22 protein-coding genes are annotated in these 23,931 nt (G+C 59.3%); 9 read left to right on the top strand and 13 right to left on the bottom strand.

Features of this window, described 5'->3' with window-relative positions; all coding sequences use genetic code 11:
* Positions 1-54 precede the first annotated feature (54 nt).
* The 6 genes from BAY15_RS18760 to BAY15_RS03050 form a co-directional block, all read right to left on the bottom strand.
* Positions 55-2,466, bottom strand: a complete 2,412-nt coding sequence (locus BAY15_RS18760) for a zeta toxin family protein (RefSeq protein WP_157771683.1) — start codon at positions 2,464-2,466, stop codon at positions 55-57.
* Positions 2,467-2,598: 132 nt separating this feature from the next.
* Positions 2,599-2,925, bottom strand: a complete 327-nt coding sequence (locus tag BAY15_RS03075) for a hypothetical protein (RefSeq protein ID WP_157771682.1) — start codon at positions 2,923-2,925, stop codon at positions 2,599-2,601.
* Between the two features lie 530 nt (positions 2,926-3,455).
* Positions 3,456-3,956, bottom strand: coding sequence for a hypothetical protein (locus tag BAY15_RS03070; protein ID WP_068848878.1), 501 nt, complete (start codon positions 3,954-3,956; stop codon positions 3,456-3,458).
* Between the two features lie 640 nt (positions 3,957-4,596).
* A complete protein-coding gene (locus BAY15_RS03060) occupies positions 4,597-5,097 on the bottom strand; it encodes a hypothetical protein (RefSeq protein ID WP_068848874.1) in 501 nt (166 codons plus the stop codon).
* Between the two features lie 315 nt (positions 5,098-5,412).
* On the bottom strand, positions 5,413-5,790 hold the full coding sequence (locus BAY15_RS03055; RefSeq protein WP_157771681.1) for a hypothetical protein: 378 nt from the start codon (positions 5,788-5,790) through the stop codon (positions 5,413-5,415).
* A 176-nt stretch (positions 5,791-5,966) separates the two neighbouring features.
* A complete protein-coding gene (locus tag BAY15_RS03050; RefSeq protein WP_157771680.1) occupies positions 5,967-6,818 on the bottom strand; it encodes a hypothetical protein in 852 nt (283 codons plus the stop codon).
* Between the two features lie 169 nt (positions 6,819-6,987).
* On the opposite strand from BAY15_RS03050, the gene BAY15_RS03045 reads away from it, so the two are divergent.
* From BAY15_RS03045 to BAY15_RS03010, 7 genes are all read left to right on the top strand, one after another.
* Entirely contained in the window at positions 6,988-7,851 is an 864-nt protein-coding gene (locus BAY15_RS03045) for a Smlt3025 familytype IV secretion system inhibitor (protein WP_068854524.1), read from the top strand.
* Positions 7,852-7,991: 140 nt separating this feature from the next.
* Positions 7,992-8,855: a Smlt3025 familytype IV secretion system inhibitor gene (locus BAY15_RS03040; protein WP_068854523.1), complete on the top strand. Its 864-nt coding sequence runs from the start codon at positions 7,992-7,994 to the stop codon at positions 8,853-8,855.
* A 23-nt stretch (positions 8,856-8,878) separates the two neighbouring features.
* Positions 8,879-10,198: a Smlt3024 family type IV secretion system effector gene (locus BAY15_RS03035; protein ID WP_068848868.1), complete on the top strand. Its 1,320-nt coding sequence runs from the start codon at positions 8,879-8,881 to the stop codon at positions 10,196-10,198.
* 173 nt (positions 10,199-10,371) lie between these two features.
* A complete protein-coding gene (locus BAY15_RS03030) occupies positions 10,372-11,196 on the top strand; it encodes an NYN domain-containing protein (RefSeq protein ID WP_068848866.1) in 825 nt (274 codons plus the stop codon).
* 189 nt (positions 11,197-11,385) lie between these two features.
* A complete protein-coding gene (locus BAY15_RS03025; RefSeq protein WP_237334309.1) occupies positions 11,386-12,141 on the top strand; it encodes a hypothetical protein in 756 nt (251 codons plus the stop codon).
* A gap of 404 nt (positions 12,142-12,545) precedes the next feature.
* Positions 12,546-13,301 carry a hypothetical protein gene (locus tag BAY15_RS03015; protein WP_237334308.1) on the top strand — a complete coding sequence of 252 codons (756 nt, stop codon included), beginning with the start codon at positions 12,546-12,548 and terminating at the stop codon, positions 13,299-13,301.
* Positions 13,302-13,328: 27 nt separating this feature from the next.
* Complete coding sequence (locus tag BAY15_RS03010) at positions 13,329-14,642, top strand: XVIPCD domain-containing protein (RefSeq protein WP_068848862.1); 1,314 nt, start codon at positions 13,329-13,331, stop codon at positions 14,640-14,642.
* Positions 14,643-14,949: 307 nt separating this feature from the next.
* Here BAY15_RS03010 and BAY15_RS03000 read toward each other — a convergent pair whose 3' ends face one another.
* Entirely contained in the window at positions 14,950-15,303 is a 354-nt protein-coding gene (locus BAY15_RS03000) for a SymE family type I addiction module toxin (RefSeq protein ID WP_068848858.1), read from the bottom strand.
* A gap of 338 nt (positions 15,304-15,641) precedes the next feature.
* Here BAY15_RS03000 and BAY15_RS02995 point away from each other — a divergent pair, with 338 nt between their 5' ends.
* Entirely contained in the window at positions 15,642-15,833 is a 192-nt protein-coding gene (locus tag BAY15_RS02995; protein WP_068848856.1) for a hypothetical protein, read from the top strand.
* Positions 15,834-15,915: 82 nt separating this feature from the next.
* Here BAY15_RS02995 and BAY15_RS18755 read toward each other — a convergent pair whose 3' ends face one another.
* The 6 genes from BAY15_RS18755 to BAY15_RS02960 all read right to left on the bottom strand — a co-directional run bounded on the left by BAY15_RS18755 (position 15,916) and on the right by BAY15_RS02960 (position 22,947).
* Positions 15,916-17,142 (bottom strand): McrC family protein, encoded by a 1,227-nt coding sequence (locus BAY15_RS18755; RefSeq protein ID WP_083214248.1) that lies wholly within the window; start codon positions 17,140-17,142, stop codon positions 15,916-15,918.
* Positions 17,132-19,147, bottom strand: a complete 2,016-nt coding sequence (locus BAY15_RS02985) for an MrcB family domain-containing protein (RefSeq protein ID WP_167693288.1) — start codon at positions 19,145-19,147, stop codon at positions 17,132-17,134. The genes BAY15_RS18755 and BAY15_RS02985 overlap by 11 nt, the downstream gene beginning before the upstream one ends.
* Positions 19,148-19,810: 663 nt before the next feature.
* Positions 19,811-20,533, bottom strand: a complete 723-nt coding sequence (locus BAY15_RS18750; protein ID WP_157771678.1) for a hypothetical protein — start codon at positions 20,531-20,533, stop codon at positions 19,811-19,813.
* The gene (locus BAY15_RS02970) at positions 20,523-21,347 is read right to left on the bottom strand and encodes a hypothetical protein (protein ID WP_068848848.1); all 825 of its coding nucleotides are present in this window, start codon (positions 21,345-21,347) and stop codon (positions 20,523-20,525) included. Before BAY15_RS02970 ends, BAY15_RS18750 begins: the two co-directional genes overlap by 11 nt.
* 395 nt (positions 21,348-21,742) lie before the next feature.
* On the bottom strand, positions 21,743-22,408 hold the full coding sequence (locus BAY15_RS02965) for a hypothetical protein (protein WP_068848846.1): 666 nt from the start codon (positions 22,406-22,408) through the stop codon (positions 21,743-21,745).
* A gap of 23 nt (positions 22,409-22,431) precedes the next feature.
* Positions 22,432-22,947: a hypothetical protein gene (locus BAY15_RS02960; RefSeq protein ID WP_068848844.1), complete on the bottom strand. Its 516-nt coding sequence runs from the start codon at positions 22,945-22,947 to the stop codon at positions 22,432-22,434.
* Positions 22,948-23,108: 161 nt separating this feature from the next.
* Between BAY15_RS02960 and BAY15_RS02955 the strand changes: the two genes are divergently transcribed.
* A complete protein-coding gene (locus tag BAY15_RS02955; protein ID WP_068848842.1) occupies positions 23,109-23,885 on the top strand; it encodes a hypothetical protein in 777 nt (258 codons plus the stop codon).
* Positions 23,886-23,931: the final 46 nt, after the last annotated feature.

Raw genomic sequence — 23,931 nt, 5'->3', positions numbered from 1 at the left:
GCTCTCGCTGGGCCGTGGACTGCTCCTCGACCGCGGAGCGCTCGACAGAAGCCGCTATCGCTGCTGCAGCCAGATGAGGGGATGGCTGCGAGGGAGGTGGCTCATTGGTAGTGCTTGGCTCGTTCTCAAGCAGCTCCGGTACGCGCGCTTCAGCGACGTCCCTGCCATCCGCCCGCATCGCCGCCAATGCAGCCAGCTGTGGGGCTCATCGGTGGAGGCCCCTTGCCGGTTGGCCTCCCGCAGCGCCTGCTGATATGCGTCACGCTCGTCCGCCGATAGCGCGTCGATGCGCAGCTCTGGCGTGTCCTGGAGCGTAGGCTTTTCCTGCCTCTCCTGGAGATCACGGTGCGCTTGGCGGATATCCTCCGCGCTGGTCATGGCAACACGGTGCGCCACACCGTCCGGACCGGCTTGGTAGTGGGCGACAGCGCTTTCAGCACTGTACGGCGAATTTCCATCGCGCTGGAGTTCCTGGAGCGTGCGGCCCGTGAGACCATTGGCCTCGCGAGTACGCTGTGTCGCAAGCTCGATGGCCGGAACCCACTCTTCGGGTACTCGCACGTTGTAATTCTGATACCGATGGAGCAATTCGCTTCGGTCAACCTCGGCGTTCGAGGGCGCTGGACGCGCACTTGCCTCAGCAAGTCGCGCGTTGAACTGCTCAAGCGATGGCTGACGGATCTGTCTCGTGAGGTTCAACTCGAGCGCAAGGTTGCCTTGGGCCGCACTACCCCCATGCATCCACTGCCCGTCGTCGTTCAATCGGTACAGGTGACCGTCTGACGCGAACACGGAGTCGGCCTTTGCCCTTGCGTACTCCACCGCTGGCGGGACCTCTACAAAGTCGGCAGATCGAAGCGCGGCATGGCTCTCAAGGTATGCAGCCGCAACAGCTTCCTTCCCATTGGCGATGTTACTCTCGACGCGCGCCATGGCTTCCCGGTCCAGCGCTTCAGCGCGCTCCGGGCTGGCAATCTGTTGGGCGTAGGTTCCACGGTCATTGGCGCCGGTTACACCGGTCTTGACCTGTCGCACCCACTGCTCGGACTGTGCATCACGCCGCCAATTGGGGTTGTCGAGTCCGTATTGATCATCGGCTCGAGCAGGAATGTTGAATGGGTCCTGCGGCGCCGGCACTCTTCCCAGCTCAAGTTCCACGGCTCTGGCGCTTGCCAGCGCATTAAGCTCGCGTGCCTTCTCGTAGTTGGCACTCACGTCCTGCTTGATGGGGTTATCTATTCCATCCTGCGTACGGTCAAGCGCAACTTCCCGCACCCAACTGTACCCGTTGTACTCCCACTCCGTGCCTGCCTTGTCCTTCTGTTGATAGATGGCATGGCTGTCCCGCAGGGTGGCCGCCTTCTCGAATGCCTTGGAGAAAAGGTAGGCATCTGCAGCGACCAGCGCCACCGGTCCTGCACCGCTGGTCCCCACAATGCCAGCCGCCAACGTCCCACCAGCCCAGCCGCCGATCCCGCGTGCAGCAAAGTGGGTAAGCTCGGATTGCGCCGCTGGCAGATTCTGCTGTTGCAGCAGGGCGCCGACGCGCTCCCCGGTTTCATGGGCGTCATAGGCACTTGCTGCCAACCCAACAACGGTTGCTCCCACGCCAACGCCAGTTCTAAGAACGTTGGGGGCACGGGGCTCCCGAATGACCAACGCCGGCACAGCACCAGGACGAAACACCTCGTCAACCGTCGCACCAACGTGAGCTTGAAGCCTCGCGCCATCGACCAGCCCTTGCGACGCCTGCTCCTGGAGCAATCTGGCATGAGTGTCGGGATCCATCCCGGGGATGGCGTGGGCGCGTACAGGCAATCCTTCGTGCCACTCCACCTGCTTGCCCCAAGAGGCCCTCAGGTACTGCGTTACAGCTGGGTCTCGAAGCCGCTTGCTGCGTTCCTCTTCAAGTGCGGTGCCCGCCGGGCGATTGTCCGTTTGACTATCGAACAGCCGTTGCCCCTCCCGACTGTAGATGATGATGGGAACGTCCGTCGCTTCCTGCACGGTACGAAGGCTGCGTGGGATGTTGTTGTAGATTTCCTCGCGGGCACTCTCGGGTACATGGCGACCATGACCAAGCCTATCGACGTTTTGGGTGAAACGGCCGTCCACCCCGAGCTCGCTTTCAAGTTTGTGCGCCGCAACTACGCGAACCTCAACGGAGTAGCCCTTCTGCTGCAGACCCCGGATCAGCTCTACCGCTCGCTCACCATTCCCAAGGGTCTTGTCCAGAATTAGGTTCTTTCTGGCTGCAGAGGCAACATCAAGAATCTCATCGGCCCAAGCACTCGCATCAATATGCGTGCGGCCCGACCAGATAACAGGGTTTTGTCTACGGAATTCAACGACGTCTGGATGGAATCTGCGAAGCGCATCCGGATCGATCACGGCGGCATCGTGAAACAGCTCACCCTTCGCCACTTCGCTCAACCCGCCTTTACCGGCACCGGGTTGGCCGGCCAAGATGATCGCCGTTGGCCGAACATGAGACTGCAACGACTCGAGATCACTTGCGGGAAGTATCTTGTCCCTCAGTATCCGCGCGTGCTCGTCGCTGCTCAGTTGGTCACTTGCAGCGCCCATTCGACACTCACGCTACTTCCCAAAAAAGATTGAGAAGTCCTTGTCACCAAACCAAGGCTTCTGAAGGACAAGCTTCGCCATGAGCGCCTCCTCCGCTTCAAGTTTAGAGGCGAGCTCTGAGTCACCCTCCTTCTTTGCCACAGCAAGCTGCTGCCTTGCCTCCTCGAAGAAAGCGCCCACCAAATCTTCCAGTACCCAGATGGCCAGCTCGAAGCGTGGCGCCACCTGAGGCACTTTCGCCACGGAAGCCAATGCGTCATGGATTCTGGCCAGGTGACCCGGGTATTCCTTCAGCATCTCGCAAAGTCTCTGAGGAATTGGAGGCAGCGAAGCGGTCATTTGCAGTATCCATTGTGTCTCGTGACGGTCATTCCAATCAGGCCGCGGACCCCAAAGCGCTGACATCACGTTTGTTCGAAGCGCGCGCGGAGGGTCGCCGCGTGCCCGACGAGCTGGCGGACGCTGCCGGTCCAGGACCTCAGGATGCCATAACGACTGGCGATGAAACCATAGGAAAACCCTTATACCTTCACGCCCGCACAAGCGACATCTTTAAGCATCGCCAGTGGTTTGATCTTGGCCCTCATCCCGCTCCAGGAGATCAAGGAGACCCCTGCCAATCCATTGCTGCTTCAATGCCGTACGACGCATGAGCGTTTGCTCCGCTTCGGCGTGGTGAATGCCATCGGCATTGGCCTTGGCACTAGTACCATGGTCAGGGGTCTATGTTCACCAAGAGCCGCTACTGGGCATGTCTGCCGATTCAACCTGAGCATTCGAGACGGGACTCTGGTCACCAATATTGGTGGTGGCAGAGAGGGTAGTCCGAGCAAAATCGTCAAACACAGAACTGGGCATGGTGCCTCACGTCAGGCAACATGCGCAGGAGCAGACAACTCAGCGAGGATGATGCTGCCATCAGGCAGCTCCAGGTAGCCGGCAGGTGCAGGCGCACCAACGCGCGCCAGGTCTTCGGCGCTAGCGACGACCAGATAGCGCCTGCTCTCGGGATTGGTAGTTTTGCCCGCGAAAACAATCACCAAGCCCTGTGCCAGGAATCGGACAAAATCGAAGTCGTCGCTTGTGTCGTCCAGGAACCTCTTGAACTTCAACATATCCATGAGTACTTCAGCAGGGCGAAGATCGAGTGTGTAGATCAAGCCGCGCTGCCCCTCCAACTCGGCAGCGACTTCGGTTCCGAAAAACCCCATGGCACCCACCCGCTGCCCGCCTCGGCGGAACGTGTATTGGTACTCGAGGCTGGCAACACCATTCAGCGGCGCATCTAGAAGAATTCGAGGATGCGAGATGGTGACGCCACTGCCCTCATCAAATGAGGTGTTTTCGATGGGCTTGAAGTGGATCGACATCGCTCTTCCTTAGTCTGTTTCGGTTCTGGCGTCGCCTGCCCTTCCTCCGCTCCAAAGCAGCGGGGCCGGCGCAGTTGGAGGAAGGGAGCTCTGCAGGAGCTCACCGACGCTTTCGACGCATCTACTATATCCATCTGCCGCTTAGCTCTGCGCACCATCTCCGCACAGAGTACGACAGACACGATCGTCACAGCTTCCCTGCTTGGGGCTATCGGGGAACTCCGAATCCCATATTGGGCAGATGCGCGCCCCGCCTGACGTCCTCCAGGTGGAAACGCGAAACTGCTCACCGTTCCGCCCTCAGCCCCGGTGCGCGGGGACATGGACTTCGGCAAGAACGACAGTCCCTTGTGCCATGACGCGCACGCTTGCAGGCACGGGAAGGCCCAAGGCCGAGAGCGCTTCAACCGAGGTAAATGGGACGTAAGACAGGTTATCGGTATTGTCATCCTGCCCTGCAAACACATTCACAAGACCTCTTGCGAGCGCTGTTATGAAGTTGATGTCGTCATCCGTGCTCCCGATGCTCTCTTTGGAGCGAAGCATTGAGCGCAAGGTCGACTCGGAGCTCAAATTGATGGTAAATGCCCATTCGCGCTGCCCAGACGCCTCTATAACGTCCTCCGTCCCGAAAACCCCCTCATCCAGCGTGTTTGGCAATGCGTACTTCGGCGAGGACGATGGGGCCCTGCGGCTTCATCGCCGTTTCCACCGAAGCAGGTACACCCGCTCCAACCAGTGCAACCGGGGTTGTAGTAGCTATGTATCGCAGATTCTCTTCATTGTCAGTTTGGCCCGCGTACGCCAACACCAACCCTTGCGCGAGTCCACGAAGAAACGTGAAGGCATCATCCTGATTCTCGATGATTTCCTTGAACTCCAGCATGGACTTGATCAGCCAATCGTGGCCAAGATCGAAGATAAACACCCTCTCCGCCATCCCGTCGACTTCAACGGACATATCGGGGCCATTGAAGCCCAAGCCGCCGATACGTGCATCGCCCCGATAGAACGCGTACTGATACTCCGTGACTGCGCTGCCGTCCGGGAGCTTTCCAGGAAGGATGCGAGGCTCCGGTATGGTGACACCGCTGAAGGGATCAAATGAGGAATTCGATTTAGCTTCGAAGTGGAGAGGCATGAGTCATCTCTGAATGTAGATCCCTACACGGCAGCCTGTTCGATCTGGAGTGGGCCCAAGCAACTCCTTCCAGGCAGCCCCCATTGAATTGGTGAAGAGTGCCACGCCAACGGGCTGGGTGGCCATCGGAGAAGTCCTACCGGTTGCCTGGAGCGACTTTGGCCCGCGGGCGCCCGCGGGATTGTTGTGAGCAGCTGCGCGGGGCTACCCCTCAATCAACCTCAGTATCTCCGTCTCCCTACGCTCCAGCTCCCTTCGCTCAAGCCCTGCCTTACACCGCGCGGGCGGGGACGAACAGCTCTGCCAGGATGTGCATCATTTTTCCTTTAGTTGCCTCTGTCTGCGATTCGGCACGGGGTCTTCCTCCCGCTCCAGATAATCAAGCAAGCCCTTATCGCCGATCCATTGCTGCTTCAATGCCGCACGAAGCATCAGCATTTCCTTTGCTTCGGCGTGGCGAATGCCATCGGCACTGCCTTTGGCCTTGGCAGCATCAAGTTCGACACGAGCCGACGCCACGAAACCTTCAAGACAGTCTTCCAACGCCCACACAATGTGCTCAATCCGAGGCGTACTGGCACCAGCTTCGGAGGCTGCCCTGTCCATGGCCAACTGCAGCCGCTCGATATGTTCGGGATATGCGCTCAGAAGTTCACGGAGTTTGCCTGGCACGGGTGGCGGCGAGAGGTTCATGTTAAGTGCTTCCGTTCATCGACCCGGTTTGGACCCAAACAACGGCGTTCAGGGTCCATCGGGTAAAGAGTGCCATGCCAGCGGGCTGGTCGGCCATCGGAGAATTCCTACCGCTTGCTCGGCGTTTCGTTGGCTCGCTTGCTCCTGCGGGAATGGTGTAGACAGCGGCGGGAGGGCTACCCCTCAACCAACCGAAGTATCTCCGTCACCCTACGCTCCAAGTCCCTTCGCTCCGCTTCATTCATCATCGCCCGCTTGAGGTAGGCCTCGAAGTCCTCACCCGTACAAGCGTTCTGCATCAGGCACAGCGTTCCCATCAGTTTGCCCGAGGGCCCGCAGTCGTACCCCATCCGGCAGCCAGCCACCATCCATGTCTCGCCTGCGTGCTCCCCGGTCATCAAGCCCTCCGCCGGGCCGCCTGTGCTGGCGGGGTAGTTGCTGTGCAACGTGCTGCCCAAGGCAAACACGGCCGCTGGATCATTGGAGCCCAATACTTCTTCAAGCTGCTCGGCGGCTTCAGCTGTATCCAGCCGCTTCTGCTTGAACGCGTTGTCCATCAAGCGGGCGGCCAGGTCACCGTTCTCGGCCGCCTGCGCGTACCAGCCCGTGACGAGCTGCATCGGCACGATGGCGCCACCGTCCACTGCCCCGCATTGGGCGAAACGTTCGGCCGCTACCTGCTCCAGCACGGAGAGCTGGGCAGGCGCCCTGATCATCTGCCTATAGAAATCGAGACTGTCCATGAAGTGCTCGCGGTCAATATTGACGAAGTAGCAGCCTTCATAGGTGTCGGCCAACAGGCGCTGGGCCACGGCATCGCCCGCCTTGGCCCTCTGTTTCAGGTCCTCGAATGTCTTTACCCGGTCTACTTCAGCAGGCCCGCCTCGGCTGGTGCGGCTTTCCGTTGCATTGGCGCGCACCGTGGCCGCAACGGCCGACGGCGCCACCTGGGCTTTCCCGCCCGGCGCGCCACCCTGCGTCGCTGGCGCATTCCACCACAGCGCAACGCCCACCACTGCGGCGACCAAGCCAACCGCCAGCCAACCTCCGGTTCTCCCAACCACAGCGCCAACTCCCTTTGCCATCGCGGCTACAGCCGTTCAATACCATGGAAGGGCGGCAGCAAGCACGCCCATTCCTGTCCCGTTGACACCACATTCCCTATAGTTGACCCCAACCACTGCAATGGAATGGCCCATGAGCGTGATGTCATCCGGCCGGTGCCTGACAGTTGCACTCGCCGTCGCCCTGAGCGCCAGCGCCTGCGTACGGACGCCGCCCACCGAACACAAAGGGATTTCGAACATGTCGGAAGCAACTGAAACCGGTCGCACCCTCAACGGCCACACCTACACCGATGCACCGGTGGACGTGAAGCTGGGGCCGAATACCTTCCGCATTCCCGCCAACTACCTGGACAGCCAGATCGCACCGTGGCCCGGCGAGGGCGTGAGCTTGGTGATCGAGTGGCCGGACATGACACCCACGCCCCCGGGCGCCCGCGCCAACCCCCGCACCAATGATTTCCGCAAGGAGATCCGGATTCTGGTTGACCACATCGACCGGGTGCCGATAGAGACCCTGCTGCAGCGCCAAGTGAGCAACGACGCCATCACGGTAGAAGGCTCATTGGAGCGGAACGACCCTTCCAGCCGACTTGACCTGCGTGTTGCCCAGAACGAGCAGCTGGGGCTGACCCCTTACGCCATCAACGATGCGCTGATGACCGAGTATGCGCGCGCCTACGAAGCAAAGTATGGGCATCCGCATCCGCGCAACCCCGCGTATGAAGATGACTGGTATATCGCCCGGGACCCAGCCGGCCAACTGAGTACCTTCATCAAGTGCGACAGCCGCAAGCATCGTCCAGATGGGTTTGAGATCAAGGGCAAGGAGCTGGTCAATACCGATTCAAGGACGGTTGCCAGCTGCACCCACTACATCGTGGATACCGAGAACAGCCTTTCAATCAGCCTGCACTACAACCGTGTGTTCCTCAAAGACTGGAAGGCCATGGAAGTGGCCGTACGGGACGTTTTGAACCGCTTCAAGGTCGAGTAGACCACCTCGCTTATGCGGCGGGGGGGGATTATGCTTTCAGCCCCATCGTGGCGAAAGATGTCGACGTTGGCGGCCCGCCTCCTGTCCCGTTGACACCACATTCCCTATAGTTGACCCCAACCACTGCAATGGAATGGCCCATGAGCGTGATGTCATCCGGCCGGTGCCTGACAGTTGCACTCGCCGTCGCCCTGAGCGCCAGCGCCTGCGCACGGACGCCGCCCACCGAACACAAAGGGACTTCGAACATGTCGGAAGCAACTGAAACCGGTCGCACCCTCAACGGCCACACCTACACCGATGCACCGGTGGACGTGAAGCTGGGGCCGAATACCTTCCGCATTCCCGCCAACTACCTGGACAGCCAGATCGCGCCGTGGCCCGGCGACGGCGTCAGCCTCGTCATCGAGTGGCCGGACATGAATCCCACCGCCCCCGGCGCGCGTGTGGACCCGCGCACCAATGATTTCCGCAAGGAGATCGCCGTGTCCATCGACTACATCGATACCGCGCCCATTGAGACCTCGCTGGAACGGCTGTCGTCCAACACCGCGGTGACCGCGGAAGGCTCGGTCGAGCGGGACAACCCCAAGGATCGGCTGGATCTGCGTGTGGCCCAGCCAGAGACGATGGGGCTGATTCCCTATGCCATCGACGAAGCAAAGATGGCGGCTTATTCCAAGGCCTACCAGACGCGCTACGGCAAACCGCATACCCGCAACCCCGGTTTCGAGGATGACTGGTACGTGGCACGCGACCCCAGCGGCAACCTCACCACGTTCATCAAGTGCGACAGCAGCACGTTCCGCGAAGACGGCGTGCAACTCAAGGGTGACCAGGTCATCCAGGAGCAGGGCGCCGTTGCCGCTGGCTGCATCCACTACTTCACCGACGTGGAGAACAAGCTCTCCATCACCCTCGATTACAAGCGAGCCTTCCTGAAAGACTGGAAGCGCATGGAAGACGCGGTGCGGGATCTTCTGGCGCGCACCAAGGCCAGGTAACCCACGCTTACAGGGATTAGTACATGAGTGGATTGACCCAGAACGACATCCGAATCCTGACCAGCTACGCCGACGCGGGCAACCGCGAGCTGTACTGGAACTACCTTTCCCAGCTGCCGGGCGCCGATGGCTACGGAACGCTGGCGCTGGGCGTGGTGCGCAACGACAGCCTGCCCGGGCGGGTGGCAAACAGCTACGCGCAGGATCATGCACGGAGCCAGCACGACAATGGCTCTCGGTTTCCCAACGCGGACCTGAGCGAGCGGCAGTGGGAGGCCTTCGGCCAGACCCTGCTCAAGCGCGACCTGGAGCTGCGCAATTACTGGATGGGACAGAACCAGCCGGACAAGGCCCTGAACCTGCCCGGCAAGGACGTGATGCGCGCGCACGACCGCGCGTTCGAGCGCCACAACCTCGACCCCAACTGCTGGACACCCCGCGTGCTCCTGCAGGCTGCCCTGAAAGAGAGCGGCCCGGAGAAGGTCGAGCAGATCTGGACCAACATGCTGGACAACAACTATCTGGGCGCAACCCGCGTAGGCAGGACCGGCTATGACGCCATCGCCCAGATGGGCGTGGTGGAAGGCGGCCAGTACCTGGCCAGGCTGGGCGCCACCGAAGCCACCCAGCTGCTGGAAGGGCGCTCGGCCACCAACCCCAATGTCATTGGCGGCAACAGCTACTACGCCATGTACTTCGAGTCGGAACGGAAGTGGACGAACGTCAGCACCGGCGGCGGCCACGTTTCCATGCGGGAAGAGACCAACCCCAGCCGCATTGCCGAACTCAACGACGCCCGCGAGGTGCGCCTGGAGCGCCAGCAGAAGGCCACCCAGTTCCACGAAGATGACCCGTACCGCACCATCACCCGCAGCCCGTTCACGGCCTCGATAGACGGCGCGCCGGGGGACAGGCATCAAGCCCCCACCCGGCTGGCCGACATCGGCCCGGGCCATGCGGACTACGCCCTGGTGCAGCAGGTACGCGAAGGGGTGGCCGCCATCGACGCCAGGCAGGGCCGCGCCCCGGACGAGAACAGCGAACGGCTCACCGCCAGCGTGGTGGCACTGGCCCGCCAGCACGGGCTGGAGCGCGCCGACCACGTGCTGCTGAGCCACCAGACCGCCGACAGCCCCGCCGGGCGCAATGTGTTCGTGGTGCAGGGCGACCCTGCCGACCCGGCGCACCGCCGCGCCTCCATGCCCACGGATGTGGCCGTGCAGACGCCGGTGGAGCAATCGCTGCAGCGGCTGGAGGTGGTCGGCCAGGAGCGCCAGCAGCAGGCGCTGGCACAGACCCAGCAGCAGGAACACAACCACCACCAAACAATGCGCATGGGATAACACCACAATGCGCATGGGATAACTCCCAGCGGCAGCGCAACCCCGGCCTCCCGGTAGCGCCGACTGTCAGTCGGCTCCCCCCGCAAGCCAGCCCTCCCAAACCCCGCGCGCACCCACCACCAAATTGCCTATAGTTCCCCTACCGGCACCCCGGCCCAGCACAAGGAACTGCTATGGCCCTCCCCACCCAGGAAGCGTCCGTCGCCCTCCTGATTGATTGCGACAACGTGCCGCCGGAGATCGCCGAGTTCGCGCTGCAGCGAGCAGCACAGGCAGGGCGGGTGACAGTTCGCCGGGGCTACGGCAACCCGAACACGATCAACAAGGGGTGGGAACAGGTTCTGGTCCGGCAGTCGTTTACCAGCTGCCTGCAGTTCCCCTACGCGCCCAGGAAAAACAGCACCGACATCGCCTTGTCGCTGGACGCGCTTGAGCTTCTGTTGGACAAACGTGCACAGACCTTCTGCCTGGTCACCGGTGACAGCGACTTCGCCTACCTGTGCCGCAAGCTCAGGGAGCGTGGTGCAACCGTCTACATCGCGGGTGACGCCAATTGCCCGGAAGCACTGCGAAAGGCGTGCGATCAGTTCTTTGAGTGGACGCCAGTAGCAAAGCCCGTAGCGAAGCCTGTGACAAAGGTGGCAGGCGTGGCCAAGCCAGTCGCTGCGCCCGTGGCGAAGGTAAAGAAGCAGGCGCCGAAGAAGCCTGCTGCGAACGCACCCCCGCCCAAGCATAGCCCTCCATTCGTCGTGAAGGCAGTCGAGGAGTTGGTGACTTCCTCCCCCAATGGTCGGGTGACGTTGAACGCGCTGTCGGAACATATTCGGCTCACTCAACCGACCTTCAAACCGGGTACCTACGGTCACGCCAAGCTGGTGACCATGGTCAAGACGTACCCCTTGCTGAAAACCCATCAGGACTCCAAGGGCCACTGGACGGTTAGCTTGGCCCCAAAGACCACAAACGGATCGACCGTCAAAAAAGCGCTGGTCGTGTAGCCACGCGCGCACCCCGTTCCTGTCCCGTTGACAGAGCATTCCCTATAGTTGACCCCAACCAATGCAATGGAATGGCCCATGAGCGTGATGTCATCCGGCCGGTGCCTGTCAGTTGCACTCGCCGTCGCCCTGAGCGCCAGCGCCTGTGCCAAGGCCCCACCCACGGAAAAGGGAAACAAGGAACCTGCCATGTCTGAAGACACCAGCCAGAGCCGCACGGTGGATGGCTACACCTACACCACCGCGCCGGTAGTGGCCCAGCTCGGTCCGCACCGCTACGCCTTCCCGGCCAATTTCTACGATGACCAGATCGGCCCGGCCATTGGCGGCGGCGTTGGCCTGACCCTGATGTGGCCCGAGCTCAAGGCAGCCGCCCCTGGCACGCGCGGCACCCGCTCCATGGCCGACCACCACCGCGCGATGTCCATGTCGGTGGACTACATCGACGGCGTGCCGATCACGGAGCTGCTGGGCCGCATGACCAGCACCGACGCCACCAGCGAGGAAGGCTCGGCCTACCGCAAGGATCCGCGCCGCCGGCTGGACATGCGCACCCCCGGCGCCGAACAGTTCGGGCTGACGCCCTATGCCATTGATGAAGCGCGGATGGTCGAATTCGCCCAGGCGTACAAAAAGCAGACCGGCATGCCGGCCAAGCGCAACGCCAACGTGGAAAGCGACTGGTACATCGCCCGCACCCCGGGCGGCGAGCTGGCAACCTTCATCAAGTGCGACAAGCTCCAGGAGGGGCGCGACTCACTCACGCTGAAGGGCGACCAGGTTGAGATCGACGAAAGTGTCCCGGTCTCCGGCTGCACCCATAACTTCGTGGATGCCGTCAACGACCTTTCGGTGACCCTCTCCTATCCCCGGGTGTTCCTGAAGGATTGGAAGGCCATCGAAGCCGCCGCGCGCGGCGTATTGAGCGCATACAAGGTTGAGTGACCCAGGATGTTCAGGAGGAACAACGCGTGAGCGGATTGATTCGGCTCACTCTACCGACCTTCAAACCGGGTACCTACGGTCACGCCAAGCTGGTGACCATGGTCAAGACGTACCCCTTGCTGAAAACCCATCAGGACTCCAAGGGCCACTGGACGGTTAGCTTGGCCCCAAAGACCACAAACGGATCGACCGTCAAAAAAGCGCTGGTCGTGTAGCCACGCGCGCACCCCGTTCCTGTCCCGTTGACAGAGCATTCCCTATAGTTGACCCCAACCAATGCAATGGAATGGCCCATGAGCGTGATGTCATCCGGCCGGTGCCTGTCAGTTGCACTCGCCGTCGCCCTGAGCGCCAGCGCCTGTGCCAAGGCCCCACCCACGGAAAAGGGAAACAAGGAACCTGCCATGTCTGAAGACACCAGCCAGAGCCGCACGGTGGATGGCTACACCTACACCACCGCGCCGGTAGTGGCCCAGCTCGGTCCGCACCGCTACGCCTTCCCGGCCAACTTCTACGATGACCAGATTGGCCCATCGGTGGGCGGCGGCATTGCGTTGAGCTTCATCTGGCCCGGACTGCAGGCAGCCGCTCCCGGCGACCGTCCCACGCGCAGCATGGAAGACCACTACCGCACGGTCACCGCTTCAATCGACTACCTCGATGCGGTCCCCGCATCAGAGCTGCTGCCCCGGCTGAGCAACACCGAAGCCACCACTGAAGCAGGCTCGGTCAACCGAAACGACCCGCGCCGCCGGCTGGATCTGCGCAAGGCGGGTACGGAGCGGTTCGGCCTGATTCCGTACGCCATTGACGAGGAGCGCATGGCGCAGTTCGGCAACGATTACCAGAAGCAGTTTGGGGAGCCCGTTACCCGCAATCCACGCAAGGAAGACGAGTGGTACATCGCCCGCGCCGCCAACGGGATGCTGGCCACGTTCATCAAGTGCGATCAGCCTGAGGGTGGGAACGAGGGCTTGGCGATCCAAGGCGACAGACTGGTGCCCGATGAGTCAGTCAAGGTTTCAAGCTGCACCCACTACTTCGTGGACTCCAACGACAACCTGGGCGTAACCCTGTTTTACCCACGCGTGCTGCTGAAGGACTGGAAGGCCATGGAAGAAGCTACCCGCGCGGCACTGGCCAAGTACAAGGTCCGGTAACCCAGGAATGTTCAGGAGGAACAACACATGAGCGGCTTGAATCAGAAGGACATCGAAATCCTGCAGCAGTACGCCTCCAAGGGGAATCGGGAGCTGTACTGGAACTACCTGGCACAGAAGGAAGGCTCCGACGGCTATGGCCTGCTGGCACTGGGCGTGGTGCGCAACGACAACCTGCCCGGCCAGGTCGCCAACGCCTATGCCCAGCTCCAAGCCAGCGACCAGCACGACCGCAACCCCAGGCTGCAGAACCGCACGCTGACAGAGCGCCAGTGGGAGGACTTCGGCCAGACCCTGCTCGACCGGGACCTTGAGCGCCGCGAGTACTGGATGGGCGCACGCAGGCCAGACCTGGCGCTCAACCTGCCCGGCCGCGACGTGCAGGTTGCCCATGACAAAGCATTCGTCCAGCACGGGTTGGACCCGAACTGCTGGACCCCGCGCATCCTGCTGGAAGCCACCCGCAAGAACCTGAGCGAAGACGCTGCCGAGAACGTCTGGAAGGAGATGCTCAACAACGATTACCGGGGCACCGCGCGGGCGTGGAACACCGCCGGCCATGCCTACGACGCCATGCCGTGGGGCCAGGCCACCGCCTACGTGGCCAAGCTGGGCGTGTATGAGCTGAGCATGGCCGACCAGTCGCTGCCCACCAGCAACCCCAACGTCATCGGCATACGCAGCTCGTACCACGAGTATGACCCGAAGGCCGGCACTTGGTCGCACCACACCGAAAGCGGCTTCCCCATGCAGGAGCGAAACCCACGCGTACTGGAAGGGCTGAACGACACCCGCGATGTCCGGCTGGAGCGCGAGGAGAAAGCAACCCACTTCCACCCTGACGACCCGTACCGGCAGCGCATCGAGACCCCGAAGGTGGTGCTCAACGACCTGCCCGGCCAGGACCCGAACACCCGGCTGGCGGCACTGCGCCCCGGCGACGCGCATTATCCGCTCTACCAGCAGATACGCGAACACGTGGCCGCGCTGGACGCCAAACACGGGCGCAGCTTCGATGAAACCAGCGAACGGCTGACCGCCAGCCTCACCGCGCTGGCCGTGGAGAACAAGCTGGACCGGGCTGACCACGTGGTACTGAGCCAAGCCACCGCAGAGGGTGCGGCCGGCCGCAACGTGTTCGTGGTGCAGGGCAACCTGCATGACCCGGCACAGCAGCGCGCTGCCATGGCCACTGAAATGGCCGTGCAGACGCCGGTGGAACAATCGCTGCAGCGGCTGGATGAAGCAGGCCTGGAACGGCAGGCGCTGGCCATGCAGACCGAACAGCGCACGCAGCAGAACCAGCAGGAGCTGGAAGCCCGCAGCATGCGAATGGGGTGAGGCGAACATCCCTCCGGAAGCCACGTGCACATGGCTTCGCGGAATTACCGATCAGGGCCGGTGGCGCAGGCCGGCCCGGCACGCCCTCAGCGGGGCCTGCCCTGCCCCTTCGGTACTTCACTCCCCACCGGGAACGAATCCCCCCAAACGTAGAGATCAACGCCTTGGGCGCTCCGATCCAGGTTCACGCAGTCCTGGATCAACGACCGCAGCACGTTTGTAGGCGAACGCTCGCTACGCCACGCCGAGAGCTGAAAGGCGCGGCGTAGATCGGGGTCGACCTTCACCCTCATGTACACCTGCTTCTTCATTGGATGACATCCTCGGGGAGGAACTGCCCCGACTCGGAATTGATCTCACCGTGGTAGATCGTGCGCTCCACGAAACGGGGCACCCGTGGATCTTCCACCGCCGGTGGCCCCAGCAGCTTGATGGTGATCACCCCTGCGCAGGCCTCGATCTGCAGCTTGCGGCCCACGTTGAAGCCCATCTGCCGCAGCCAGCGGCCGCGGATCTTCAGGTAGGGAACCTTCAGCTCCTCCTGGAATTCCGGGGGCGGTGAGCACGGTGCAGGCTTAGCGGTGCCGGCCAGATGCGCCTGGCGAGCGCGCCGGCGTGAGGGCAGTTCATCGAAGGACGTGTCGTCCCAGTGCGTTTGCATGTTGGACCTCCTGTAAGGATCGCCCCTCGCCGGGATGGCGAGGGGGTCGGGAGGTTAGAAACCGTCTAGCTGGATCCGGCGGGCGTATTTCCTCAGGAGGTGTTGTATTAGCCACCCTCCCGACATGGGACGTCCAACATTTTCCAGCTAGAGGAGTTTCTACGCTCCGGAGACCACTCTGATGGAGTCGTCAACGGATGGGAAATCGCTTGTAGCTGTTGATCTCAGCGGTTTGGTAGGCGCTGCCTAATGCTTGCCGCAAATGGCTCGCTACGGTCTCAAGATCTGGGATGGGGTGCACGCATTCTAGGGAAATCGTTGAAAGAGCAGTAGAAAAAATGAATCGTATAGATGCTGACTGGCTGCGGGAATTTGATGCGGCGATGCTGGGCTTCTTCGCCATCGACTATGCGGAGGCGGGGATGTGCGCCGATGAGATTGGTAGGTACGCGGATCTTTCCCCGAAGGAAGCGGCGCTCACGTATGGCGTGGACTACGACCTCTGCAGGGTGGATACGTTCTGGTCATAGCTTTCCTTAAGAGAAGCGGTCGCGAGAGCGGTTTCGTCCACGTAGCCATCTCGCGGACTTGGCCCTTGAAGGTGACGCAGGCTCACTTTAGCCAAGTTCTCACTTCTTCAGCCAGCAAGTTGGCGCTTTGCTCTGGATGCGCGTCACTCGATGCATCCCAAGCGAACTTTCGGACGGCAACATCGCCGACCCTGGCTTGTACCGACATCCGAGCATGGGGGCCTCTTCCGAACCCTACGATGAACCCACTCTTCGCACCGAAACCCGTCGCAAACGTCACGATCTGGTTGAGACTTGCGCGGTCCCAATCGCCACCAAAGTGCCTGTATTTGATGTCACCGACAGCTTGTCCTCCCTCAATCAGGAGATCTGGGTTAAGGCTGATGCCCCCTTCAACCAGCCTGAGGCCACGCTTTCTCACATCCCGTGGGGCAAGAGCTCCGGCGATGACGTTGCGCAGCCCGCTTTCAATTAGTCCTGGTGTGGGAATAAGAAACCCTCTGCCGGCGAGATCGCCCGCAGTGATGGACGCACCCTTGCCTGCCAGGACGAGCTTCGCGAGCGGAAGCACTCTCGAGTACCGGGAATGAAGGCGTGTCGGCTGAAAGCGGCTGTCGGAACGTCGCAGCGGACCTACCTGCGCCATTACTGTAACTAGGCGCCTGGCACGCTGCCTGACGAGCGAGCCAATTCTTGCGTCTGATGCAGCCTCACCACATGCGGCCTTGATCAACCGATTGATCGCCGCGTCCTCATCAAGGTCAGAATATTCGCAAAAAACGGCTGCGCGCCCGCTTAGATTCGCTAGCGCCGTAGGAATGGGATGAATGCTTCCGCGTACCTCTGCTAACTCCTCGGCGTAATCGCTGTAATCCCGATGGAGGCCGAGTCGAATGACACGCTCAGCCTCATCAACCAGCCAAGCGATGATCAGTTCCTGAAGTTCGTGCGAGCTATCAATGTCAATCGATGCGCTATCGACCCTTGGCGCGACATCAGACCTGCTCATCAAGTAGAAGAAATGAGCCAACGGAATCTTGGGCCTGATCTGCAGCTTTAGATCTCCGATGCGCAGCGACCCCGCAACGTTCCGGAAGACTACAGATTGTCCGCCATCCAACCGGCGCCTGATTCCGATGACCGATGCAGCATCCCCTACAGCCCCCGTCTGCTTTGCATTGCGTTCCGAGCCCCACCAGTCGGCGCGGCCTGCCATTCTTCTACCTACTTCTTCCAGCGCACTGAGCTGTCTCACAGACAAGCGAACAACAGCTTCGCGGTTCTCTTCAAAGATCAGCTCATTCAACATAGTTGGGCCAAAGCTGGTCCACGCTCAATGGATCCATCCCATCTGGCTGGTCGTAGTAATACTCCTCGATGAGAGGCAACAGCTTTCGTTTCCACACCTCCTGAAGGACGACGGGCGACATATCGGGCCGCATGAAGAAGGAATGCCCAATCGTATGATGCCTATCCAAGTGATTGCCAAGGTGCTCATTCAGACGGGAAAGCCCGTCCAGCAGGTCTTGGGCGCGCTCGACGTTGTTCGCTTCCAGGTACTGCTTCAGGACATCGGTGTCTGGACCAAGTTCGAAAATATCGAAACGGCGGCGCATCGCGGCGTCAATCGAGCGCACGCTGCGGTCCGCAGTGTTCATTGTTGCGATTAAGATCAGATTTGAGGGAAGCTTGAAGTCCTTTGAAAGCTGCAGGCTGATTCCTTGATCTCGGTACTCCATCAGATAGAGCAGCTCGCCCATTACCCGAGGAAGGTTCGCCCGGTTGGCTTCATCCATGATGATCACGTATGGGTAGTTCGGATCATTCAGATGACCTGATACACGCATGTCGTGGACAACTTGCAGGACGACGCCCGGTGTCACCTCAAACGAAACACCCGAGCGACCCGACACCGGTCTAAGCCCTTCGATGAAGGCCTCATAGGTATAGCTCGGGTGGAACTGAACAACACGGACGGCAGACTTTCGCCCTCTCGTCAGATAGGCGGCGAGGCGCTGTGCTACCCATGTCTTGCTGGTCCCTGGCGGCCCGGCGAGTATCAGCTGCGGCTGACTTCCACGGAGGGTATCAATCATCCCGTTGAGCACGTTATCAGGCAGGAGGGTCTCGGCTGCTAGCCAAGGCAGATCCAGATCTAGCTCTGGCTCCGGCGTGCTGTTCTGTCCACCAGCGAACTGGCCACTGTCATCGACCTCCCAAGGCGTGACCACTCGCTCGAAGACATACCCAAAAGCATTTTGGTTTATCAAGCTCTTGGGGGTGGATAGACCCTCGACTAGGCGGAGTGAGTCTGCACTGAAGGGCTCTATCAGCTCGATTGCATCGAGCTTGAACCATGTCTTGTATCCCCCGTTCACGCTGTCATTGAATCTACTAGAACCCTCGCCGCTTCCGTCGAGCTCGGACCACGGATTCGCCATACCGTTAGACGTTGGGGAGCAGAGAAGCTCAACAACCCGCGCTCGGGCGACCACCTGCCGATCCCCTCCATTGATGTAGAGGGTGAATCCCTTCGACAGCTCGTCGCGAACCTCGTCCCGAAGCCTGAAGGTCCATCCACTCGCCCACGCGCCGTCTGATTCGATGGCGCGCCTCACTCGATCCACTTCGTGACGTATGGAGTTCCAAGTACCTAAGAGGGCGAGCTTCTCTGAAGGCTCTGCTTCCCGTTTGGCCTGAGATGAAACCAGCACATCGTAAGCGTGAAGCACCTCGCCAAGGTCGGCGATGAGCTCAGAATCAGAAGGAATTCCGCCTAAGCGGTAGTACTTTGAGGCAATCGTGGAAGCCTCGTACATTCGTGCCTTAGCGTGCTTAGAACGAAGGTCAATACCTGCGGAGAAGTCGAACCCCACATCAGACAGATGCAATATTCGGCCTCTCGCCTCATCCGCACGCTGGTTTAGCCTGCGAACGGCCTCCTTCCGATGAAGGGTGTCGAACTCAGTAACGCCCTGCGCCAGCGTAAGGTAGACGCCGTCACCGGCCTCGCTGAACAGGTAAACCACGTAGACACCTCTCTGGGTACTACTGGTTTCACGACGGTCAAGGACCGAAAGCCAGGGAATAGTCGCCCAGTTTCCTTTCCCATAACTTGCAACGACCTTCAGGTGCTCATGGGAGGCCACAGGTGGGCTAGCTTCCACCAATTCCCTGAGAACGCGGAACAGCTCAGAGACCTGGTTTTCGCCACCAAAGGGAAGTTGGGTACGCGCTAGCTGGTACGTTTGCAGAATCGTACCGAGTACATCCCGGATTGAATGAGCGTTGGAACTAGGAAGTTGATCTGTCACGTGACGTTCCTGGTCTATGTCGGAAGCGGCGCATACTTGGTGCCTATTGCGACAAAGATATCCGAGCCTCATAGCCCCTATCAATGGCCATTGCCTTAGACGCGACGCTGGACCACCGCCTCTTGCTCATGGGACTGCGCATTGCGAGCGGCGACCGAAGCCCGCCCTCTTTCCACATGGCGATGTCCCCCTTCGACGGCAGGCGCCTAGTTTCTCTTGCCGTCGCCGGCAGCGACTTAGAGCTAGTTAAAGCGCTGCCGCGGGCGGGCTTCTTTCAACGGACTTACGAAAGCTACGAGATACCTCGTTGATATCGTTCCTACCTCCGAAGGCAGCCCAGATCGCGCGCCCTGATATCGGCGAAGAATGGCCGTCAGCACGTCTCTCATTGAGTCTTCCTGCTTGACATTCACTCCACGTTCCATGCTCACTTTCTCGACACTGATGTTCGGCGCCTGGAAGCCAGGGGCATTCCGTCAATGCTATCGGAGTGCCATAGCCGGGGTCAGTGGCTTGGAGTCCAGGCGTTCCTCAAGGTCCTACCGATGCAATTTGTCGAGGGATAGGTCCGCGGAGCACCATCGGCCGCTCAGTTTGTACCTATTGGTTAACAAGTGGTAGCCCCAGACTCATTGGCCCCTTGTTCTGCTCAACTGGCCAGAATCAATACGTTGCCTCATTGAGGCCGACATCTGCCATGACTCCACCGAGTTCGCTACAGGATCTGAGATATTGTGCCGCTGGAGTCTCGGCGAACTGCATCATTAACTTATAAAGTCGCACGAGTGCAAAATCAGAGAAGTTGATCAGAGTATGTATCTCGGACTCTCGTTCCTTCCGAGTGAAACCTCTGTCCTCAGCCAGACCGTCCACTACAAACTTGACAGTCACATAGAACCCTCGAATTAGACCGTATAATTGGTCCTTGGAGTCTATGGCATTGATAAAATTAGCTATTTTTTTATCGTCCGCGCCTTTTGTTCGCAGTTCGTCGACCTTGGTCTCTATCCACAGTACCGCATCCACCGATTTAACGATGTTGCCCCGTTCGTCAACCAGCGCAAGGCTTGAGAAATTCTCGGATTGAACTTTTAGCATTCCAAAGAATTTTGCCTCGAAGGCCCGAGTAATCTCGCCTCTTTGGGCCGCATGCATTTGCTGCTGCAGCCCCTCATTTGCGGACCTTTGAAGGCCGAGGGACCGCACAATGAGCAGTACTGATATGAAGGAAAGTATCGGATTTAGTATCCCTCCAATGTAGTCACCGAGCTGCGCCCAATCCTCTGGATCGTCTGACAGCTCGTAGCTGGAAAACTGGCTAAGGTAGAACCATACAGCGATGATCGCCATAGCGCCCGCAACAAGTACGTATCGATCAATTCTCATGGTATTTCTTTACAATGTACTTGACGACGCGGCCGTCTTTTAGCCTGACCGGGGCCACTACCAGCCTAATGAATTTCCATGCCTTCTGATCCACACCATTATTGTGGTCGAGATTGTTGGAGAAAACCTTTTTAGCTTCAAACTTCACTTCCGCGTACGCACCAGCGAACCCGAACGCGGATGTTTCCTTCTCGCCCTTGATTTGTAATCTGCCATTTCCAGTGTTAATGTTGAATCGCGTAATTCCCGCGAGTAGCTCGAGCTCTTTGACATCCACCTCTGCGTGCAGTGACTGTTCAGTGCGGCGACTGAATTCCGAGATAACGTCCTTCGTCTCTCTATTTATTCTGCGCCTAACTGTCACCGCGTAGCCAAGCTTCTTTGGCACTTCATGGATGTTATGCATGCACGAAGACCTGATTTCTTGAATCAGGTCGTCCGCAACTCGACCCATGCGGTCGATTTGCCCTTGAGCCCGCTCAGATAGGTCACCGCCGTCCTCATACATTGCTTCTTGAAGAAAGTACCGAAGTAGCTCAGTAAATGTCTCATTTGTGAGCTTTCTTAGTTTCTTCTTGTACTCCGGATCTACGATATCAACATCGAACTTTTGTCCGTAGGAACCTTTGAACGTGCTCTTTAAAGTGGTTCTAACGGCGTCCGTTGGATGAAGGCGCTGCTTAAGCTGGTTTGTAAGGACGGTTTCACCAATCTTACGAGTTGCGTCGGATAGGCCCTGCATAGTATCGAGGCCGGACTTCATGTCCACGGTATCCCCGGGGGATGCAATAACTACGTCCAGCGCGATTGTCATAAGCCAACTCCCTTTGGTGTCCAGTGTTATCGGGGGGTTCCACCCGAGTTTGAATTGACGTTATCGGCCCGGAATCGGTAAAGTTTAGCTACTGACCATCGGTTCGCCCCCCCCCGATCTAGGCTTAGCGGCTGGACATGCATGACCTACGAATTTGGGGCCGTGCTCCTGGAGGCTTGCCTCCGCTTAGCGGTCAGCGGGCCAACGCGATCGGCTCTACCCGGTCCTTAGATGCTCTGCCGCGCAAACCCGGGCGTAGTAGTTATGGCTGCACTACGCAGCTTGTCGCGGCTTGAAAGCTTTCAGCAACGGGAGGGGAGTTCAAACGGCTGTGAGCTGCGTTGCGCCACGCGCTGCTCCTCCCTGACGTTCATCGCCTGTAACTTCGGACAGACCTAAATGCCAGCAATCTCCCTCAAGCGCCCAATTACTACTGCCTTCCGTCCCTGACTTGCTTGGTCCGGCCTCAGGTGATATCCGATTGAGCTAGTAAACTGCTCGCTACCTAACAATGCGAGTATTTCATCTTCCAGCGCTTCTCTAGTTGTCTCGTCCGCCCCGAGGACTTCGTTGACGATCTCTGGTCTCCCATCCACGACGGCGATGAGATCCTCTAGATCGTGGCTACCCTGGAAGTCTCCATTTCCACGCCCATGGAATGCAGCAATTTTTGTCAGAAGCAGCAGCGGCGCGGAGATGATACGAATCGTGATCCCACTTGGAAGTGTGATTCTCTGCGCGGAACGGACAGCCTCCTCGTACCATTCATTAGAGAAGCTCAGGATAGCGGGATCCGTTGGCATGACATCGACCTTTACACCATTGAAAATCCAACGACACGTAACCTCCCCACTTTCATTGAATCCCGCTGACCTCAGTTCAGGGGCGAGTCTTTCGTAGTAGTCGCCCAAACTTGATACTTCAACAATCAGATCGACATCATTGGTTGCTCTAATGGCGGTACGTTCATCGTCAGTGATTAGCAGCCCTGCTGCGCATCCGCCTACAAAGGTGAATTGGCTTAGCTTCTCACCCAGCGCAGCTGCGATGTACTCGATCATTTCAACGTTGGGATCCGTTGGGCTCACGCGAGTGATCTCCGAATCACACTGGTTCCGACGTCCCGCTCACGGGCGTCCCCAATTCTTATGGCATCAATTGACATGAGGATACGGTAGGCGGCTGCATCGTCCTGTACTGCTCGGAAGACGCAGTGGTGTAGCGGCACTAAACCGACTCCGGTGTCTTTGCCGCTTGTTAGTGGCCACACGTAGTTTCTTTGAGTCAAGAATACTTGCTTCATCTCGTCCAGCTCCGAGATCGTTGCAAGACCTTTGGTTGGATGAGTCTCGATCGCTGGGAACATGTACGGAACACCATGAACAAGGAATTCGACGAGACGGAACCTGTTGATTGCGACACCACTGTCTCCGTCTTCCGACATCAGCTTTGACTGCAGTAGCGCCTTAACGCTCGCATGCACCTGGGATGGGGCAAGACCTACGGCCAAGGAGAGACTTGCGTAGGTGAATTGCTTGATCCCGGCCAGCTTGATTGCGACCACAACATCTTGGGGCTTAAGAGCGAATTGCTTGTTCATTTCGCATTCCGGAATATAGAATGAAAGGCTATTCTGGAGATTGGATTCTTGAATCCAATGATTTCAATGACATAGCCATTGCCCACGAACTCATTGTATGCCAAGCATAAGCATTGTTATGCTTGGCATGTCAACTCGGGATGACCTAGCAGGGTGAGCTAATGAGTACTGTAAAGAAGAAGAGTCCCAGAGCGCCCTCCTTCTCTCTTGATGATGCCATTGAGAGAACAAGGAAGGTGTACGAGAAGGAGCGGCTTCACGCCGGGCCAAGTGACGTCATCGCCCAGGACATGGGCTACAAGAATGCCAATAGTGGTGCCGCACTTGCCGCTTTAGCCTCACTTAGATACTACGGTTTGCTGAACCGTCCGCGCGAGGGCCAACTGGCCGTCTCGAAGGACTTCGAGCACTTCCTCTACGCACCTGACGCTACTCTTAAACAGGAGCTGTTGAACAAGTGGATCCGAAGTCCCGCGGTGTTCCTGGAGATCATAGACAAGTACGGAGACAGCCTTCCCTCAGATGCCACCCTTAGGTTCGACTTGATTAGCCAGGGCTTCAATCCGACTGCAGCGGAAGCGTTGATTCCAATTTTTAAGCGCTCTGCGGAGTTGGTGGGACTTTACGGCGATGCCAAGAAGGCGCGCGTCTCTACGGCTCCAGACAACCCCGGAGACTCAGAGACCGAAAGCGGCTTGAGTGATGTCTCGGCGGATGCTGCCCTGACGTTAAGCTCGGATAGGCAGGATGCATCCCATCCCCAGCCACCCTTGACCAAGCAAGTATTCCCTGGGAGCGAGCATCATGACCATATTCCCGTAAGGCTATCCAAGGGACGGAGGGCCGTTCTCGTTATTCCGTACCCGTTCTATGCCGAAGACAAGAAGCGCTTGATCGCGCAGATTGATTTGCTCCTTACAGACGAGGAGCAGACGTAGCAGTGAGCTGCTGCCAACTCCAGGAAAAAGGGGGGCGACCGCATGG

This window comes from Stenotrophomonas rhizophila (assembly GCF_001704155.1).
GTDB lineage: Bacteria > Pseudomonadota > Gammaproteobacteria > Xanthomonadales > Xanthomonadaceae > Stenotrophomonas > Stenotrophomonas rhizophila_A.
This window is presented reverse-complemented; position numbering and strand designations above follow the sequence as displayed.